General features: G+C 56.5%; 18 protein-coding genes and 1 pseudogene. 8 read left to right on the forward strand and 11 right to left on the reverse strand.

From position 1 onward, the window contains the following. Nucleotides 1–135: 135 nt before the first annotated feature. The 6 genes from TU76_RS07955 to TU76_RS07980 form a co-directional block, all read right to left on the reverse strand. A complete protein-coding gene (locus TU76_RS07955; protein ID WP_019825687.1) occupies nucleotides 136–573 on the reverse strand; it encodes an Lrp/AsnC family transcriptional regulator in 438 nt (145 codons plus the stop codon). Next, entirely contained in the window at nucleotides 570–1,958 is a 1,389-nt protein-coding gene (thrC, locus tag TU76_RS07960) for a threonine synthase (protein WP_048351407.1), read from the reverse strand. Before thrC ends, TU76_RS07955 begins: the two co-directional genes overlap by 4 nt. 12 nt (nucleotides 1,959–1,970) lie before the next feature. Beyond that, a complete protein-coding gene (locus TU76_RS07965; protein ID WP_019825684.1) occupies nucleotides 1,971–2,867 on the reverse strand; it encodes a LysR substrate-binding domain-containing protein in 897 nt (298 codons plus the stop codon). Between the two features lie 50 nt (nucleotides 2,868–2,917). After that, on the reverse strand, nucleotides 2,918–4,354 hold the full coding sequence (locus tag TU76_RS07970) for an amino acid permease (RefSeq protein WP_048351408.1): 1,437 nt from the start codon (nucleotides 4,352–4,354) through the stop codon (nucleotides 2,918–2,920). A 140-nt stretch (nucleotides 4,355–4,494) separates the two neighbouring features. Beyond that, nucleotides 4,495–5,763, reverse strand: coding sequence for a cystathionine gamma-synthase family protein (locus TU76_RS07975; RefSeq protein WP_048351409.1), 1,269 nt, complete (start codon nucleotides 5,761–5,763; stop codon nucleotides 4,495–4,497). A gap of 126 nt (nucleotides 5,764–5,889) precedes the next feature. Continuing rightward, nucleotides 5,890–6,429, reverse strand: coding sequence for a P-loop NTPase family protein (locus TU76_RS07980; RefSeq protein WP_019825679.1), 540 nt, complete (start codon nucleotides 6,427–6,429; stop codon nucleotides 5,890–5,892). 128 nt (nucleotides 6,430–6,557) lie between these two features. On the opposite strand from TU76_RS07980, the gene TU76_RS07985 reads away from it, so the two are divergent. Next, on the forward strand, nucleotides 6,558–7,430 hold the full coding sequence (locus TU76_RS07985; protein ID WP_048351410.1) for an alpha/beta hydrolase family protein: 873 nt from the start codon (nucleotides 6,558–6,560) through the stop codon (nucleotides 7,428–7,430). Next, nucleotides 7,427–7,855: a MarR family winged helix-turn-helix transcriptional regulator gene (locus TU76_RS07990; RefSeq protein ID WP_019825677.1), complete on the forward strand. Its 429-nt coding sequence runs from the start codon at nucleotides 7,427–7,429 to the stop codon at nucleotides 7,853–7,855. The genes TU76_RS07985 and TU76_RS07990 overlap by 4 nt, the downstream gene beginning before the upstream one ends. Here the strand turns inward: TU76_RS07990 and TU76_RS07995 are convergent. From TU76_RS07995 to TU76_RS08005, 3 genes are all read right to left on the reverse strand, one after another. Next, complete coding sequence (locus TU76_RS07995; protein ID WP_019825676.1) at nucleotides 7,852–8,280, reverse strand: LexA family protein; 429 nt, start codon at nucleotides 8,278–8,280, stop codon at nucleotides 7,852–7,854. The genes TU76_RS07990 and TU76_RS07995 overlap by 4 nt on opposite strands. Before the next feature lie 136 nt (nucleotides 8,281–8,416). Next, nucleotides 8,417–9,922, reverse strand: coding sequence for a GGDEF domain-containing protein (locus TU76_RS08000; protein WP_019825675.1), 1,506 nt, complete (start codon nucleotides 9,920–9,922; stop codon nucleotides 8,417–8,419). Nucleotides 9,923–10,181: 259 nt separating this feature from the next. Next, nucleotides 10,182–11,075, reverse strand: coding sequence for a LysR family transcriptional regulator (locus tag TU76_RS08005; protein ID WP_048351411.1), 894 nt, complete (start codon nucleotides 11,073–11,075; stop codon nucleotides 10,182–10,184). Nucleotides 11,076–11,191: 116 nt separating this feature from the next. Between TU76_RS08005 and TU76_RS08010 the strand changes: the two genes are divergently transcribed. The 4 genes and pseudogenes from TU76_RS08010 to TU76_RS08025 all read left to right on the forward strand — a co-directional run bounded on the left by TU76_RS08010 (nucleotide 11,192) and on the right by TU76_RS08025 (nucleotide 14,394). Next, nucleotides 11,192–12,295, forward strand: a complete 1,104-nt coding sequence (locus TU76_RS08010) for an SDR family oxidoreductase (protein ID WP_048351412.1) — start codon at nucleotides 11,192–11,194, stop codon at nucleotides 12,293–12,295. A gap of 112 nt (nucleotides 12,296–12,407) precedes the next feature. Next, entirely contained in the window at nucleotides 12,408–12,950 is a 543-nt protein-coding gene (locus TU76_RS08015; protein ID WP_019825671.1) for a histidine phosphatase family protein, read from the forward strand. A 215-nt stretch (nucleotides 12,951–13,165) separates the two neighbouring features. Continuing rightward, nucleotides 13,166–13,696 (forward strand): glyoxalase superfamily protein, encoded by a 531-nt coding sequence (locus TU76_RS08020; RefSeq protein ID WP_019825669.1) that lies wholly within the window; start codon nucleotides 13,166–13,168, stop codon nucleotides 13,694–13,696. 159 nt (nucleotides 13,697–13,855) lie between these two features. Further along, nucleotides 13,856–14,394: pseudogene (locus tag TU76_RS08025) on the forward strand (ATP-binding protein). Between the two features lie 118 nt (nucleotides 14,395–14,512). Here the strand turns inward: TU76_RS08025 and TU76_RS08030 are convergent. Beyond that, nucleotides 14,513–14,893, reverse strand: a complete 381-nt coding sequence (locus tag TU76_RS08030) for a fimbrial protein (RefSeq protein ID WP_019825665.1) — start codon at nucleotides 14,891–14,893, stop codon at nucleotides 14,513–14,515. Nucleotides 14,894–15,073: 180 nt separating this feature from the next. After that, on the reverse strand, nucleotides 15,074–15,475 hold the full coding sequence (locus tag TU76_RS24655) for a GFA family protein (RefSeq protein ID WP_082136512.1): 402 nt from the start codon (nucleotides 15,473–15,475) through the stop codon (nucleotides 15,074–15,076). 271 nt (nucleotides 15,476–15,746) lie between these two features. On the opposite strand from TU76_RS24655, the gene TU76_RS08035 reads away from it, so the two are divergent. Both TU76_RS08035 and TU76_RS08040 read left to right on the forward strand, forming a co-directional pair. After that, nucleotides 15,747–16,244 carry a hypothetical protein gene (locus TU76_RS08035; protein ID WP_048351413.1) on the forward strand — a complete coding sequence of 166 codons (498 nt, stop codon included), beginning with the start codon at nucleotides 15,747–15,749 and terminating at the stop codon, nucleotides 16,242–16,244. A gap of 216 nt (nucleotides 16,245–16,460) precedes the next feature. After that, complete coding sequence (locus TU76_RS08040; protein WP_046809456.1) at nucleotides 16,461–17,339, forward strand: serine hydrolase domain-containing protein; 879 nt, start codon at nucleotides 16,461–16,463, stop codon at nucleotides 17,337–17,339. Nucleotides 17,340–17,384: the final 45 nt, after the last annotated feature.

A 17,384-nucleotide genomic window follows, 5' to 3' on the forward strand; every position in this document is an offset into this window, starting at 1 on the left:
AAAATCAACCGTTGTATGTGGTTTTGGGATGTTGAGGAGGCATGCACTCGACACTGATGCGAGCACCAGGGCCGAGTCACAAAGAAGGGGTCAGCTAAGGATTGACAGCGAAAGAACCGCTTGTGTTTTCGCTGCTTAAAACACTGCAGAAAGGACAAATGAGGTGACGGTGTTTTCTACCCCGGGCATCGCCGAGATTTCCTTCCAGACAAGGTGGACACGCTCGGGGGACGCTGCATTGACTCGAAGCATCAGATCAAACTCGCCACTCAATACTTCGCACTGAACCACCTCGGGGAGCGAGCGCAGGGCGGCAAGTACTTCTTCTCCACGCATGCGGTCGTAGCGGTAGACAAAGATCACGGCACTGATCAGCGACGAAGGTCGTCGGGAATCACCGAGCAGCACCGTATACCCCTGGATGGCGCCGTCGCGCTCAAGGCGTTCAATGCGCTGGCGCACAGCGTTACGGGACAGGTTGACCTTGGCACCCAGTTCGACATGGGCTATTCGGGCATTGGCGGTAAGTTCGGCAAGGATGCGCTCATCCAGCGGATCCAGAATGCGCTTCATGGGTACCTCTGCTGCGCTGACAAGAGCGCCCTTTTAAGACCGTCCAGATCGTCTTTGGCCAGACCTGGTGGCTGGGCACCCACCTCGGGGGTCGCGGGCACCTCTCCCTGCCACACACCCAGTTCGGCCAAGAGTGCCGCCGACTTGCCCGGTGCAATCTGCCCAAGGGTCACCATGGGAGCCCCCAGGCTGCGTCGGTGAATGCGGCCAGCCAGCACGCCCACAGCGGTATGCGGATCGACTGCGGCTCCCGTCTCACGGAACAGTTTGACCACCTCCTCGCGAACCTGTGCCTCGTTCACGGCATAGGAATCGAACAGAACCCGGGCCCGTAGCCATTGCTGGTTGCCGATGCTCAACTCGCCACACGCCTCAAAGTGTTCCATAAGTGCTTTCGTTGAGCGTCCGTCATGCTCATACAGCTCCCAGATGAAACGCTCCAGGTTTGAGTACAGAGAGAAATCCATCGACGGGGACAGCGTACGGTTGCTCACTTGGGTCGTGTAACGATTGCAATGAAAAAACTGGTGCAGCGCATCGTTACTGTTTGTGGAGATGATCACCTGATTGATGGGCAATCCCATTTTCTGCGCGACGTAGCCTGCATAAATCTCGGCAGAGCTGGCCGCGGGAACGCTGAAACCGACGGGTCGTGTCCCGCCCCCCAGTTGCAGGACCGCGTGAAAATAGAAAACGATCTGTGCAAGGACTCCAACCCAGTTAGTGGAGTTGAAACAGATCGGAATCATCCCTTCCAGCGGCCAGTCACGCATGAGCCGGGAGACCAGCGTCTGGCAGTCGTCGAAATTACCGTCAACCGGATACAGCTGAACGCGCTCAGGATCTGCCGCCAGTAGCACAGAAAGTTGCTCGGCCGAGACTCCGCTGCGTGGGTAGAGTATTGCCATGCGTGTACACGGGCAGTCAGCAAACGCCTCGAGGGCCGCCAGCCCCGTATCGCCATTGGTTGCACCGATGATCAGCGCCTGACCACCGACCTCATCCAGAAAGTGCTCCACCAGGCGCGACTGCAATTGCGCAGCGAAATCCTTGGAAGAACGGGTCGGGCCATGAAACAGCTGGAGTATCCACTCGTTGTGACCAACCTGCTCCAGGGGCGTAATGGCGCGGTGGTTGAAGTTTCGATAGCTGTCGCTCAGCAAGGTGCGCAGCGTGCTTTCGTCCATGGCAGCCCCTACAAACGGCGACACTACGCGCCATACGAGCTCGTCGAATGGCAGCCACGACCAACTGGCAATCTGCTTCTCGGTGAACACCGGCAAACTGGCCGGGACATAGAGACCGCCATCTTCGGCGAGCCCCGACAGCACCACACTTCGAAAGTCCGCCCTCACGTCACCGCCGCGTGTGCTTACGTAATGCATGATGACTCCAGATCAGAATGACAAAAGACGGTGGGATTGAGCCACCAGCCAGGTAGAAAATATCGCGGCATCAGGCGAAAGGACTTCGGCCTGCTCGCGCACCAGATAAAAAGACTCGCTGGCCTCGATTCGATGACTGAATGGAGCAACCAGATGCCCGCTTTTGAGCAAGTCTTCGACCACAGAAGACCGTGCCAGGGCAACGCCCTGCCCCAGTTCAGCCATGCGAAGGGTGGAGACCAGTGTGTCGAACTGAAGACCGCGGGAATAATCGACATCGTCAGCGCCCACCCGCTTCAACCAGTACCCCCACCCCTCCTCGTACCCCAGCACATGCAACAAGGAATGGTTCATCAAGTCGCGAGGCTCGCGTATGGGGGTGCGGGCCATGAGTTCAGGTGAGCACACGGGCTGGAGGATGTCCCAGGTCAAACGCTGAGAGTGCAATCCAGCCCACTCGCCGCAGCCCCAGCGAATCTCCAGGTCATCCTCGCCGTCTGGCTCCTTTACCCAGATGTTGCTGATATACCGGATGTCGATCTGGGGATAGTCTCGACAAAAATCCGCCAGCCGAGGGGCCAGCCAGTAGTGAAAAAAGGACAGGCTGCCACGCACCTTCACATGCCTTCGATTACGCTGGCCAAAAATCTCGTTTGTACCTACCGCAAGACGACTGATCGCGTCTTGCACCACTGGCAGGTAGGACTGCCCTTCTTCAGTCAGGCCAAGCCCTCGGGGCAGGCGTTTGAAGAGCGCGACACCCAGGTGACGCTCCAGCTGACGGAGCTGCTGGCTGACTGCACCCTGAGTCAGGTGCAGTTCCTGGGCTGCATGGGTGAAGTTCAGATACCGCGCCGACACTTCGAATGCCCTCAGCCAGTTCAAGGGCGGTAGTGATTTTTGACTCATCGGCGCAACCTCATCAGGACTTATTCTTGCTCAATCATCGCCCGAGCCATTCACGCTGCACCAGTGCAATGTGCAGCCGCTGCCAATGCCAGTCGCTCTTCACGCTTTTTACGGGTAACCCAGTAAACGAAGTAGCACCAGGCGATAAACGGCAGACCGAAGTACAGCGCGATTCGCTGCTCAGGATCAAAGGCAATACCGACGCAGGCCAGCAAGCAACACAGCAGAGCGCCGAGAGGTACCCAAGGGTAGCCGCGCACACGAAAATGCAGGTCCTCGACTCGCCCGCCATTGGCGACGTATTGGCGTCGAAAGGCTATTTGGCTCGCCGCGATGCTCATCCACACGACCACGACTGCAAGGCCCGAGATCGACACCAGGGCCAGATAGACCGTATCAGGGGCAACCACGCTGCTGAGCAGAGAGGCCATTGCGCCCACCATGCTCAAAACGATCGCGTTGACCGGCGTGCCCCGTTTCGAAAGTTTCACGTAGCGTTTAGGCATGTGGCCTTGGTCACTCAATGTCCAAAGCATGCGCGACGCGGCGTAGAGCCCCGAGTTGGCAGCGGAGATCAAGGCGGTGAGAATCACAAAGTTCATGATGTCCGCTGAATAAGGGATGCCTATCAACTCGAACACCATGACAAACGGACTTTCAATGACTCCCGCCTGTTCGCGTGGCAACAAGGTCGCCAGGACGAAAATAGTACCTACGAAGAACAGCGCCAGACGCACTACCGTCGTACGGATGGCCTTGGGCACACTTTTCTGAGGATCTTTGGCTTCACCTGCCGCAATCCCGATAAGTTCAGTTCCGGAAAAGGCGAAGGAGACCGCTAGAAGTGTCATTGCAATGGGAAGGAATCCCGTAGGGAAAAGCCCTTCACGGGTAAAGTTCGAAAGCCCGGCACCCTGTAGATTCTGGACCTGGAAGAGACCGCAAATAGCACCGCCACCAATGACGATAAACGTAATCACGGTCAAGACTTTGATGAGCGAGAGCCAGAACTCGGTTTCTGCAAAAAGACGGACAGACACCACGTTGCTCAAGAACACCGCAATGGCAAACAGCGCGCTCCAGATCCACACGGGCGTGTCTGGAAACCAGCGAACCATCAGGATGCCCGCCGCCGTGAACTCCGAACCAATGGCGACTGCCCACGTGAGCCAGTACAGCCAGGCCACCGTATAGCCCGTACCCGGGCCGAGGTAGCGCGTTGCATAGCTACTGAACGATCCGGTTTCTGGCATCTGTACCGCCAGTTCGCCGAGACAGACCATTACCAGATACACCATCACCGCACCGATGATGTAGGCAATCACGGCGCCGAGGGGCCCGGCCTGATTAACCGTGTAGCCGGAGGTGAGGAATAATCCCGTACCAATGACGCCACCCAACGCCAACATGACAATGTGTCGGGTTTCCATTTCTTTCTTGAACTTCAAGCTTGGATCGGATTGATCACTATTTGCCTGGATAGTCATGGTTGTATTCTCATGAAATGCTCGGACAACAATCTCTTGCAACTGCCCCGTCGGCAGCACAATGAGAGTGTCGCTAGTTGTTATTGTTTTCACTATTCATGAAGGACTGTCCGGCCTTAACTCCGGAAGCCTTATCGTTTTCAGACGCCCACGTTAGTGAAACGCTCTCTCTTTCCGGCCGGCAGACTTTCATGGCGCTGTTTGTCGCGAACTGACGCACAGGCTTGTTTAAGATCCGCCACCAAGTCTTCCGTATCTTCAATCCCTACGGAGATCCTGACCAACCCCTCGGAAATCCCGAGCGCCTCGCGCTCTTCCAAGGTGTTTTCTACATGGCTAGTTGTCCGTGCCGGCCCATAGATGGTTTCAACCGCTCCCAAGTTACCCGCCCGATGGGCGTACTTGAGCAGCGGTAACAACTGAATCACTGTGCCCATGCCCCCTGCCAGCACGAAGCTGACAATTGCGCCAAATCCGCGCATCTGTGAGCGTGCAATCGCGTGACCTGGATGCTGAGGCAATCCCGGGTAGTTCACAGACTCCACCAACGGCTCGGAGCACAGGTATTCAGCCAATGCTTGCGCGCTTGTCTGTTGCTGGCGAAGACGCAAAGCCAGAGTCTTGATACCCCGAATAATCAGATACGCCGAGAATGGGTCCAGCGAGGCTCCATTGATTTCACGATAATGGCGAACCTGAGACATCAGCTGTTCGCTGCCGCAGACCACGCCTCCCAGCACATCGCCATGACCGGACAGGAACTTCGTAGCACTGTGCACGACGACATCGACCCCGAGAGCAAGCGGGTTCTGATTCAACGGTGTCGCGAACGTATTATCGGCGATGACCAGCGCCCCGACACTTTTCGCCGCCGCCACAAGACGTCGAATATCCAGAACTTTCAGCGTGGGGTTCGTCGGGGTTTCCAGATAAAGGACATTGCAGCCTTTAGCGATCTGATGCTCGATGGCGTCTATGTCGAGGGTATCGCAGAGCGTGACTTCTACGCCCATGCGCGGAAGAAACTCTTCAAAGATCTTGTTGGTTCCACCGTAACTGTCGCGGGTAGACACCACGCGCTGGCCACAGGCCAGAAAGGTATGCAGCACGCCACTGATTGCAGCCATCCCGGTACTGAAAGCGACAGCCGACTCGGCGCTTTCAAGCTCGCAGAGCTTGTCCTCCAGCACAGAAACCGTTGGGTTGCTCATGCGGCTGTAGATGAAGCCAGGCTGTTTACCCAGCGCCACGTCATACCACTCATCGATGTCATGGTAGCCATAAGCGGCACTGACCACGATGGGAGTCTGAGTAGCGTTGTAAGGATGCTGGACCTGTTCCCCTCCCCACACCACTCGCGTCCCCAAACCAGCGCCCTGGTTCAAGCCGGGCTTTAACTTGTCATCCATAAATCTATCTCGCATCGATGGAACACGGATGTTCCGATTGGGCTTGCGAGGACTATATGGAAGGGTTGAGTGTGTGAAAAATCATGTTATCTGGGGCTAAGGGCCTGTTTTTTTAATGGGTGGCCGCTATGCAGGGCTGCCGTCAATGCCGGACACAGGCATTGCGGGCAAGGTGTCGAGAAAGTCGGCGATCTGACGGGTCGTCCTCAAGTGAATGACAGGAATATGCGGCCCTGCGGTTTTGCGTACTGCTTCGATGCCCGGACGCGAGCCTTGGTCGAAATTCCATACGTACTTGAGGAACACCCAATCGAACTTTTCTCCACAGCCGGCTGGAAGGTCAGGTCGAACGCGGTTAGTTACGCTGCGCATAATCACCCGGGTGAAACACGTGAGGCGCGGCGTATCCAGCCAAATGATCACGTCGGCACGAGGCAGGCGAAGGTCGAAGGTACGCCGGGCATAATTGCCCTCACACACCCAGGCATCCGATGCGACGGCCTGGCTGACCCGCATGCGGAACTGTTCAGCGTCCGGTTCGGTCCAGCCGGGCTCCCAGAACAAAGGGTCCAGGTGCACGACGGGCAGGTTGAGGCGTTTGCCCAAGGCTCGGGCGAGGGTTGATTTACCGCTGCCGCCATTTCCCAGTATTACAATCCGTTGCATGGTGACTTCCTGTTGAAAAAAACAGGAAATCTTACCGATATGGATGGCCAGTTAACAGCGGAAAAGAATGGCTTTGTGCTTATATATTTCGTATGCTAACTATTATATTTCACATGCGAAACAATATCATGACCCCTACCCGGCACACCGTCATTGGCCCTGACGCAAACCCAGTACAACTCACCGTTCACGGGGCGATCGGTACCGCCCTGGCAGTCGTTCAGATCAATCCTGCTACTGCAGTCACCGAACGAATGTATTTTCCGTTTGCACAGTTTCTGGCAGAAAACGGCTTCACCGTGATCACCTACAACTACCGGGGAGTTGGCAGAGACGGCCCACACCCCAAGGATGTCAAATCCGGATTTACAACGTGGGCCGACAACGACGTCGAAGCCGTTACGCAGTGGGCATCCGAGCATTACCCGGGCCTGGCCCATATGGCTGTAGGCCACAGCTTTGGTGGTCATGCCATCGGTTTGTGCGCAAGCAGTCGCACGCTGAGCGCCGCGGTGACAATCTGCTCACAAGCAGGCTGCCTCAGGTTTATAAAGCCAGGCATGGAACGCTTGAAAGTATCAATCCTTCTCAAGCTCATAGGCCCTCTTACCGCAAAGCTGCTCGGTTACGTTCCGGGGCGCAGGTTGGGCCTGGGAGAAGATCTTCCTGCGAATGTCATGCTCGAATGGTCCCGCTGGACCAGCCTGCGCCATTACTTTTTTGATGACCCGTCCGTCAACGCCGCCGCCAGATTTGCCCGACCCTCGATACCCATTCTGGCGCTGGGTTTCAATGACGATCCCTGGGCACCGGCGCAAGCCATCGACCTGATGATGGGGCACCTGACTGGATGCACTGTTGAGCGCCGCCAGCTAGGCCCTGAAGACAGCGACGGATCTGCTGTCGGTCATCTGGGATTCTTTCGCAAGCGACACGCGAATGCGTTATGGCCGATAGTGGCCGATTGGCTGAAGACCCAATTGCCGGATATTCAAAAATGAAACATGACCGTCGCTACATTTACCTGCTCAACACCGCGCAAAAAAGCCTGTCCAGGCATATTGAGCGGCACATGACCCATACCGCGGGCATCAGTGCGACTCAAGCCGGCGCCCTGTTTGTGATCCGTGCCCACGATGGCGCTCTCAGTGGAGAAGTGGCATCCGCCCTGGATATTGCGCCGTCAGCCATGACGGGGCTGGCGGATCGAATGGTGAAATCAGGCCTGATTGATCGTCGGGTCGATGACCAGGACAGGCGCAGCTTCCGGCTCTGGCTTACAGACGCCGGGCGACAAGCAGCACTGCAGGCGATGACTGAGTTGGCTCCCTTGAACACACGGCTGACGCAAGGGTTTACCGACAACGAGCTGGAAGTTGTTTCACGCTGGCTAAGCGCTGTGCGGTCTATAGGCGAGCCCGTTTAATGACCATGGCTGCGCACGCTGTGCGTGATAACCCCCCAGATCGACAGGTCGTCTCCTTCCATAACGTACCTGTCCGGGTATTTGGAGTTTTCAGACTTGAGGATCACATCCTTGCCGCGCAAACACAGGCGCTTGCAGATGGGGTCATTGTTCAGCAGCGCCACCACAATATGGCCGTGAACCGGCTCAATTGAGCGGTCAATGACAGCCAGATCACCTGAAAAAATCCCGACCCCTTGCATGCTGTCGCCTTCAATCGATGCCAGATAGACATGCGGCGCACGCACATTGAGCACCTGATCCAGAGAGATCACTTTCTCGATGTGGTCTGCAGCGGGCGACGGGAATCCCGCCGGGATCTTGAATGAGCAAAGCGGCAAACCTGTCCCGCCCTCAGCAAGAGGTCCCAAAAATGTGAAGCTCATGACGCACGCCTTCGTTTAACTGTATGAATATACAGTTAACGATGTAGGACGATTCTGGTCAATATTTCTGTCAGAGATTTCGACGAGAGGAACGCCCTATTGCTCCAAGGCTTCAGTGATACCCGTATCGCTGCCTTCACTCGCCGTGCTTCACACACTGGTTTCGCCCAAGAGCCTTGGCGCTATACAGCGCCTGGTCTGCCGCTTCGATTAAACCCTGCACGTTATCCAGCTGCGCACCTGTGGCAGAACTGATCCCGATACTCACACTGACTCGTCCCAACGGGCTGGCGTTGTGGGGGATGTTCTCTTGCTTCAAGCGGTCGAGGATAAGTTGCGCCACCACTGCTGCACCCTCAATGTCGGTGTTGGGCATGATGACGCTTATCTCTTCTCCGCCATAACGGGCCACTAGATCCGACGGTCGCCGAACGCACTCCTCCAAAATCCTGCCAACCGTCTGCAGGCAGGCGTCCCCGGCCACATGCCCAAGGGAATCGTTGTACAGCTTGAAATAGTCGAGATCGATCATCAGCAGTGCCAAGGGCGTCCCTTCCCGCTGCGCACGTCGCGCTTCTATGGCTAATGTCACATCAAAGCAGCGCCGGTTGGCCAAGCCGGTCAGGGCATCTTTCATCGCCAGTAGCTCAAGCTGGCGGTTCGACGAAAGCAATTGCTGCTGAGCCCCCCGTAACTGACCCTCTACCCGGGTTCGACGACGAATATCCAGGATCAAAAACCGACCGATCAGACCGGTGAGCCCCAGCAGAGCAGTCACCACCACGGCCGACAACAACGCCTCGATACGCCACGCCGCGAGGGCTTCGCGCTTTCCCAGTGCGACGGTCGTTATCAGCGGCAACTGATTACTCTTTCGAAAGGCGTAGAGCCGCTCCACGCCGTCAAGACTGGAGGTGAACGATGCGGTACCGACGGATCGATCTACCAGGTATTTTGCATAGATCGGCGACTTCGAAAAGTTGCGGCCCATGTCCTGCTCACGGAAGGGATAGCGAACCAGCAACGTACCGTCGGTATAGGACAACCCGATGGCCCCCTCCTGCCCCACGTCGATCTTGCCAAACAGACGCAGGAAGTTTTCCACGCCAAGGGTTACTGCTACCACCCCGGCAAACGCTCCGTGGGCATCATTGAAGCGCCGGCTGACAGTGACCACCCATTCATGATTGGCACGGCTCTGGATTGGCGGGCCGATAAAGGTCTCACGGGACGGATCGTCGCGATGGTGAATGAAATAGGCACGATCACTGCTGTTGGCCCCGGCCGGTATCGGCCGGTTGGAAGACATCAACCAGCGTCCGTGATTGTCGTAGATCGTGATCCCGCTGAGCTGTGGCATCAGGGGTTGCTGGCGGTCGACCAGCGCACTTAGCCGTTCGATCTGGAGGGAGCCGCTACCTTCAGTCTCCAGACGTTCCACGAGCCCGAGCAAAAGCAGCGAACTTTGCCGGACAATGCCTTCGGAGTAAGTAGAAAGCGCCTGGGTGAGGTTCAAACCATGGACGTTCACATCCTCCAGCGCTCGATCTCGAGAGGCCAGTACTTTCCAGACAGTCAGCGAGGCCAGGGAACAGCCGATAACCAACAGCAAAAGAACAACCAGGTGGGTATCGCGCTTCACGTCATTACCTAATGGAAAGTCCACTTTTCCGTTCAAGCTACTGTTGGGGAAAGGCAATAACGGCAGCTGTTTGCCTTCACCTTGAGCAAGGATACAAGCAGTTACACATCGCTGCAGCAACAGATTGTCGCGTCACGGGACAGATGCACTTAGCCCCGTGGAATGAGAAACAATCCACAAAAAAGTTACACCGTCGGCCAGCGCCCAAAGCCATGGATGCCTTGCACTTTCGACCCGTTATTGGGCTGGCGATAGAGGGTCACCCTTCTACGCTACGCTCGACCGTTTCTGTAGAAAGGGCTTCGAGCAGTACCTGCTCCAGAATGGCAAAAAAACACTTTATATGGGCCTGCTTCAAGGCCTGAGGTCGGGTCACCAGATAGACCTCCAGATCTGGAAGTTCAATGTCCTCGAACACCTCGATCAGATCCTTCGCCAGAACACGAGGCAGTACGCCAACCCCCAGACCTCGACGCACCGACTCGAGTTGCACGGTGAACGAGTTCACGCTGATTTGCGCACGGTCAAGACCAGCGGCTTTTGCTGCGCGCATTTGCGGCAACATGTCGAGCGGAGGAAGCAGGGCCACATTGACTGCAGTGGCCACCGTGACTCCTGGAAATCGCTTGAGGTACCCGGAATCCGCGAAGACACCGTAGGTGAAGCGACCAATGGGTCGATAAATCAGCGAGGGTTCGCCAAGGTGAAGGGTGCGTATCGCAATGTCTGCAACGCCGCGGACGATCTTGTGAAAATCGGCTGTGATCAGTAACTCCACCGAGCAACGCGGATGCAAAGTGGTGAAGCGACTCACGGCCTCCAGCACCCCAGAAGAAAACCCCTCCCCTGCACTGACCAGCACACTGCCGGACAGCTCTGTGTGCAAACCCGGGGTGTCAGCAACGGCTTGACGCCTCAAGCCTGCTTCAGCAGCCGTGGCCACGTCCACCAGGGATTGGCCACGCGAGGTTAACCGGCATCCTTCAACACCCCGCTCTACAAGGGGCTCGCCCAAGGCAGCTTCCAGCTGAGTCAGGCGGCGGGACACGGTAGAGGCCGCAATACCCAGCAACTGGCCCGCCCGAAGAAAGCTGCCACGCCGCGATACCGCAAGCAGCAGTCGAAGATCGTCCCAATTCGCTTGCAACGCCATGCGTCATATCCTCCCTGGTCTGCATATGTGCAAAGCCATTATGCAGTACTCGCTGTTTTTCAGAAGCGCTCTAAACGGTATATCTACAGGCCTTCGAAACCACTGGATTGGATTGTATGCCTACCGGCCAAAAGGACTCTGCACAACACGCGCCGCGCAACGTATTTGTGACCGGCGCAACCGGCTTGCTGGGCAACAACCTGGTGCGAGAACTTCTCGCTCGCGGCTATACCGTCAAAGCGCTGGTCCGCTCAAGGGCCAAAGGCGAACAGCAGTTCAAGGACCTGGCAAATGTGCAGCTTGTCGTTGGAGACATGGCCGAGGTCGAAGCATTCGCCGCTTCACTGCAAGGCTGCGATACGGTGTTTCACACTGCGGCGTATTTTCGCGATAGCTACAAGGGCGGCAGCCACTGGAAGGCTCTCGAACAGATCAATGTCACCGGTACACGAGAACTGCTTCAGCAGGCATACCATGCCGGAGTACGACGATTCATCCATACATCGTCCATTGCTGTACTCAACGGCGCACCGGGCACGTCTATCGATGAGACGTGCCTGCGGGCCGAGACAGATGCCGATGACTACTACCGCAGCAAGATCCTCAGCGACCGGGAGGTGTTGTCGTTCCTGGAAACCCACCCCCAGATGCATGCCTGCATGGTGTTGCCCGGCTGGATGTGGGGGCCTGCCGACATGGGACCGACGTCCTCAGGACAGTTGGTCAACGATGTGGTGAACGGTAAGTTGCCCGGGCTGATCCCCGGTAGTTTCTCCGTTGTCGACGCCCGTGATGTGGCAGTCGCGCTGATTGCTGCTGCCAGACATGGCCGGCGAGGTGAGCGCTATCTGGCAGCAGGCCGTCACATGACGATGCGTCATCTGGTACCTGCTCTGGGACGCATCGCAGGCGTCAAGACACCCGTGCGACAAGTGCCCACGCCCGTTCTGTATGCCCTGGCGGCGGTGCAGGAGATCTATGCCCGCCTGACCGGCAAGCCCGTTCTATTGAGCATGGCCACCCTGCGCCTGTTGATACGAGAGGAGCACCGCACCCACTTCAACCACCATAAAAGTGAACAGGAACTGGGCCTGAGCTTCCGGGCGCCAGAACTGACAATCATGGATACTGTGACGTGGTACCGTGATCACGGCTGGTTTGAAAGCCACGGGACGCGGGCCTCCAGGAAGAACCGCCCATCCGTCACCGCCGACAACTAACCTCCGGAACCCGACGGCCATCGCCTCCCAAACCGATGGCATGGGGCTTGTTACAAGTGAGCCTCCCCAAGCACAAGGACGTAAACACACTGTGAACAGGACAATAATCCTGATGCGCCATGGCCAGCCACAGCTGGACGAATTCGGCAAACTGTCAGCGCTCGACATGAAAGACTGGATCGAGCACTACAACCAATCCGGAATCACCCGCCAGCCGGCGCCCGATGCCAGCCTCGAACTCGCCGCAACCGCCACGGTGATCGTCTCAAGCAGCGCACCTCGAGCGCTGACCTCCGTTCGGGCGCTCGGCCTGAAACCTTCCTTGGTCGACGCGCTATTTTGTGAGGCCCAATTGCCTTATGGCCGCTGGAAGCTGCCACGCCTATCGCCGTTTACATGGGCATTTGTGCTACGCCTCTTGTGGTTGTGCGGTTACTCACCCGGCGTTGAATCCGCTGCCACTGCCAAGGGCCGCGCCTGCGCCGGGGCGCAACAACTGCAGTCCATGGCCAGCGAAGGAACGGTCCTGCTGCTCGGCCATGGGTTAATGAATCGCATGATTGCCAGGCAACTGGCAGCAAATGGCTGGACTCGCGAAAAACCCAGTGGAAACCGGTACTGGAGTCCGCAGGTGTATCACTGCGACGGTGGTTGATCGGCCCCCACAGGGCGCAATCAAGAACGACTATTGGTTCACGACTTGTTGCGCGTTGATCAAAATGAGTATGCTGAGCGCCGGCTGATACTGCCTGCCGCTCGCGCCCCCAGGGACTGGTGAAAGTATTTTTGCACTCTCCAAATCCTGTCGATTTTCTTGCAGTCGAGGTTTGGCAACGCGAGCACCCGTCTGCCTCGACTCCAGGAGGAACGATGATTTCAATTGAACACGCCAAGCAAATGGCCAAACGACTGCGTACTGTGCTTGAAGCGCGCGGCCAAGAGGTTACGCATTCGACCGCGCTGGAACTGGTAGCACAGCAACTGGGCTACAAGAACTGGAACACTGCGTCAGCGCTGCTGCCCCAGGAAACCACCCCAAACGCGATAACGTTCGAAAGCCCAATCCCCATAGTCCGAATGTTCGATGAAGCCAAGGCACGCGAGTTTTACCTTGATTTTCTGGGTTTTCATGTCGAGTTCGAACACCGCTTCGAGGCCGGCATGCCTCTTTACCTGGGGATCAGCCGCAACGGGTTGAACATCCACCTTTCAGAACATCATGGCGATGCGAGCCCCGGGACAACGATTTTTGTCCCGATGCACAATATCGAACTGCTTCGCGATGAATTGCTGTCCAGGCAGTACGGGTACGGACGTCCCGACATTGTCCAGCAGGGTTGGGGGAAGATACTGGAAGTCCATGACCCGTTCGGGAACCGGATCAGGTTCTGCGAAGACTGATTGAACCGTGCACGCGGGATAATCTGATCCAGGAGTGAACCCGCCCTGACCCGGGCTGGTTTGTTCCGGGATTCGCCACCACGCCGTAACAAAACCGGACCCCGCAGGTGCAGAAAACCTTACTGACCTGAAAGCCGACGTGTATTCATGGAGGAAAAAATGCGGATTTACATCACAGGTGCTTCGTGTGCGGGCGTGACCACTTTGGGTCAAAAGCTCGCAACATTGCTCCGCGTACGACATGTCGATGTCGATGATTTTTTCTGGATGCCCACCAACCCTCCTTTCACGACCAAGCGACCTGCCAGTGAGCGCGTGTCATTAATCCAGCAAAAACTGGGTCACGAAGACTGGGTGTTGACCGGTTCTTGTATGGACTGGGGAGATGCACTGGTGACCCGGGTCGACCTGATTGTATTTATCGTAACAGCAACACCTGTGCGCCTTGAGCGGCTGGCGGCGCGTGAAAAAAAGCTGTTTGGAAATCGGATAGCAGTCGCGGTGACATGCACCAAATACATGGGGATTTTCGGGAGTGGGCCTCGCAGTACGACAACCCGAATTTCTCAGGGCGCAACCGGGCGAGGCACGAGTTGTGGCTATCAGAACAAATAGCCCCCGTCTTACGGATTGACGGGGCTGACAGTGTTGAAAAGTTGGCAGTGGAAGTCATTCAAGCGTTACCGCCAACCCCTTAATAGCTCGAAATCAGGAGGGTCTATTCACTCATTCGATTGATAAGCCGGATTAAGGCTCCCCCCCCATATCCCTTCTGGGTCCGAGGTACCACTTCAAACGCAAGCCAACGACTTGTCTTCAGAGCCAAGTCACAGTAATCAAGTAACGCCCCGACTGCACTGGCTTGCCCGAACCATCCACCAACTCGAATCGTTGATTGTAATAGCGACCGTCTGGACTGCTGACAGCGAGCAATTTGACTTTGACGCTGGAATGCCCGGCAGCACTGACTGAGCGGGTCGATTCTACTGTGCGTACGTTAACCGCTGTACCCAGCATGGGCTGCGGGCATCTTTGAAGTTCAAAGCTCGAACTCATGTTTACGTGGGCAATACAGCTCGACTCCACAACACTGCCATGAAACTGGATAACCCCTTGGCCTAAAGGGACAGCAGCCTGGCTGCCACTGTTCAATGCAAAAAACAGACTTGCACCTATCGCCAATCGATTAATGCTCATGCTGATGCTCCTTTAGGTTGTAAGGAACGCATCGACAAGTCTGGCTGATATCTTGAATTTATTTTGGAAGCCGCTGTATTTTTCCTGAAAGTGAATCGCTAATCATTGTGTGGACTCATATTGAGTTCCACTTTGGCCGGCTGCTACCTCCCTCAATGGACTGCAACCTGACTGAAGCTGTCAGTCGACCTGAGGGCATTGTTTGGAGGGTGTGTACCAGTGGACTGCGGAGTCGGCATAAACGTGTTTTTGCTTTTGAGGCTTGAAGGGCGTGTCGAGCGTACCCAGTGCTATCGAAACCCAGTCGGCAAATTCGCCTTGTGATCGTGACCAGAATAACGTCGAACCACAGTGTGCGCAGAACTCGCGTAACACCGTCTCCGAGGAAGCATACGTTTTGATACTGCTGGCGCCGCCAAGTATCCGTAGCGCGCTGCGGGGAACGCTGGCGTACGAAGCGAATGCAGCCCCGTGGCCTTTACGACACTGGCTGCAATGGCAATGACTCACTGCTGTTGGTGGAGTGAGTAGTTCGTAGCAGACTGCTGCGCACAGGCAGCTTCCTTGATACACCTCTGTCATACGCTCAACCCTGCACGTGAAAAGATGCCAGCATAACCACCTCAACCAAGACCGTCGACCGACTGCTTTTGGCCCTGAGCGCTCAGTCATGACGAGGCATGGGTTCTGAATACCGGCCATGAAGGGGGGGTGAACGTACGGCCACCAACGCCAGATCTACATACTCAGAGGCCGCCATCAAGCCAATGGCGGCCTTGTGTACCGGTGACCCTGGCGCGACAAACGATTAAACTTGCGTGCTATCCAACGCGCTCTCAGGAAGAGGCCAAGCATGTTCGATCATCCAACCCAGCCCGAAATTGCTGAATGGTTCGCCAGGTTCGAAGTCCCCGAGGTGGCATACAGCGTCTGCTCCATCGACCTGAGCAACGAACCGCCCGAGCATTGGTTCTTTAAGCGCAACCGATTGCGGCCTGAAAGCTTGAAGCTCGACCTGTGCATACCCTCCAGCGGGAACTGGTGTGTCGACCTCTCGCGTCATGACAGACAGTTCAACATCCAGTGGCGCCAGAACGATGACTTGCGCATTGAGTCCCAGCAACTGCGCTACCGCAAGCTGATCAAGTGGCCTCGGCTGCACAGACTCATGGACTTCCCATTGCTGGTCGGACAGCTGGAACAGTGCCTTGGTGTACGCTTTGTGCGCCATGCCAATTTAGGGGCGCGCTTGCTGGAGCCCGAGGCGCTGGCGTGCAATCCAAAAATCCGCCAATGGTTGGCCCCTTGTGCCGACACCTTCGGCTGGAACAGGCAAATGCAAGCAGAGTAACGTGCAGGCAATCATTTAAGATTTCTGCCGCACTTTATACGTCGCGACCGAAACTGCACGTGTTGGCTGGACACACCTTCGGATAGCTGAACTGCCAAGGGCAGCCCGCCGCGCAAGCCATGACAAAAGCCTCAACCTGGCGTTGCACTCTCCCGCGCGAAGGCGAATGGAATATCTTGCTGGCAAGTTAATCTGCTCAACCACACAAGGAAGTCAATGCTGAGCTCACTCGTATCAAATGGTCAGCCATCTGCGTCCGACCGATCAGAACTGGAAGTGCCTTGGTGGAGTTTTACCAAGACCCTTCTAGCCGCTACCGCGCTGTGTTTGGTGCGTGATGGACGGCTCGGACTGGACTCCTCGATTCTTGATCAACCTTTCACGTTACGCCAACTGCTTCGACATGAGGCAGGGCTCGCCGACTATGGTGAACTTGCGGATTATCACGCCGCCGTCGCTAACGATGAGGCCGCATGGTCAGTAGAAGAAATGATGCAGCGCCTTGATGGTGCCCGGCTTCGATATAGCCCCGGAACCGGATGGCGTTACTCGAATGTGGGTTACCTGCTCATCGGCAGGCTAATTGAACAGGTGACCGATCTGTCGCTTGAAGAAGCCGTGGATCGATACGCACTGACGCCGCTGGGTCTTTCGAGCGTTCGCTTCGCCAAAACGCGAGCAGACTTACGAAATGCTCACCTTGGAAATGGATCAAATTATGACCCCGGCTGGGTATATCACGGCTTGCTGATAGGCCCCATTTCGCAATCAGCGCTATTCCTCGACCGACTTCTCGCGGGGCACCTCCTGCCTGCGGGTTTGCTCCAGGAAATGCAGGTAGCAAAAGCATTGGGGGGGCCGATTCCTGGACGCCCATGGCTTGCACCTGGGTACGGCCTGGGTTTGATGCAGGGTTCGATTGAAGGGGGTTTTACCCTCTGCGGGCACACCGGTTGCGGGCCCGGTGGTGTTATTGCCGTTTACCGTATCTGCGACGGCGGTGCATCGGCGTGTTGCGCTGTTTTTGACGCAGGCACCCCTGAAGGCGCCGTCGAAGTCCTCGTTGTCGAGAAACTGCTACAGGCTTTGCGATAAAGAATGGATTCGCCCAGGACCTTTGGACTACAGCCCCATAATCTG

The organism is Pseudomonas psychrophila, from assembly GCF_001043005.1.
GTDB lineage: Bacteria > Pseudomonadota > Gammaproteobacteria > Pseudomonadales > Pseudomonadaceae > Aquipseudomonas > Aquipseudomonas psychrophila.

Bases quoted from the DNA above. Each gene is read 5' to 3' on its own strand.
- TU76_RS07955 (WP_019825687.1), bottom strand. From the start codon at position 573: ATGAAGCGCATTCTGGATCCGCTGGATGAGCGCATCCTTGCCGAACTT.
- thrC (WP_048351407.1), bottom strand. From the start codon at position 1,958: ATGCATTACGTAAGCACACGCGGCGGTGACGTGAGGGCGGACTTTCGA.
- TU76_RS07965 (WP_019825684.1), bottom strand. From the start codon at position 2,867: ATGAGTCAAAAATCACTACCGCCCTTGAACTGGCTGAGGGCATTCGAA.
- TU76_RS07970 (WP_048351408.1), bottom strand. From the start codon at position 4,354: ATGACTATCCAGGCAAATAGTGATCAATCCGATCCAAGCTTGAAGTTC.
- TU76_RS07975 (WP_048351409.1), bottom strand. From the start codon at position 5,763: ATGGATGACAAGTTAAAGCCCGGCTTGAACCAGGGCGCTGGTTTGGGG.
- TU76_RS07980 (WP_019825679.1), bottom strand. From the start codon at position 6,429: ATGCAACGGATTGTAATACTGGGAAATGGCGGCAGCGGTAAATCAACC.
- TU76_RS07985 (WP_048351410.1), top strand. From the start codon at position 6,558: ATGACCCCTACCCGGCACACCGTCATTGGCCCTGACGCAAACCCAGTA.
- TU76_RS07990 (WP_019825677.1), top strand. From the start codon at position 7,427: ATGAAACATGACCGTCGCTACATTTACCTGCTCAACACCGCGCAAAAA.
- TU76_RS07995 (WP_019825676.1), bottom strand. From the start codon at position 8,280: ATGAGCTTCACATTTTTGGGACCTCTTGCTGAGGGCGGGACAGGTTTG.
- TU76_RS08005 (WP_048351411.1), bottom strand. From the start codon at position 11,075: ATGGCGTTGCAAGCGAATTGGGACGATCTTCGACTGCTGCTTGCGGTA.
- TU76_RS08010 (WP_048351412.1), top strand. From the start codon at position 11,192: ATGCCTACCGGCCAAAAGGACTCTGCACAACACGCGCCGCGCAACGTA.
- TU76_RS08015 (WP_019825671.1), top strand. From the start codon at position 12,408: ATGCGCCATGGCCAGCCACAGCTGGACGAATTCGGCAAACTGTCAGCG.
- TU76_RS08020 (WP_019825669.1), top strand. From the start codon at position 13,166: ATGATTTCAATTGAACACGCCAAGCAAATGGCCAAACGACTGCGTACT.
- TU76_RS08030 (WP_019825665.1), bottom strand. From the start codon at position 14,893: ATGAGCATTAATCGATTGGCGATAGGTGCAAGTCTGTTTTTTGCATTG.
- TU76_RS24655 (WP_082136512.1), bottom strand. From the start codon at position 15,475: ATGACAGAGGTGTATCAAGGAAGCTGCCTGTGCGCAGCAGTCTGCTAC.
- TU76_RS08035 (WP_048351413.1), top strand. From the start codon at position 15,747: ATGTTCGATCATCCAACCCAGCCCGAAATTGCTGAATGGTTCGCCAGG.
- TU76_RS08040 (WP_046809456.1), top strand. From the start codon at position 16,461: ATGCTGAGCTCACTCGTATCAAATGGTCAGCCATCTGCGTCCGACCGA.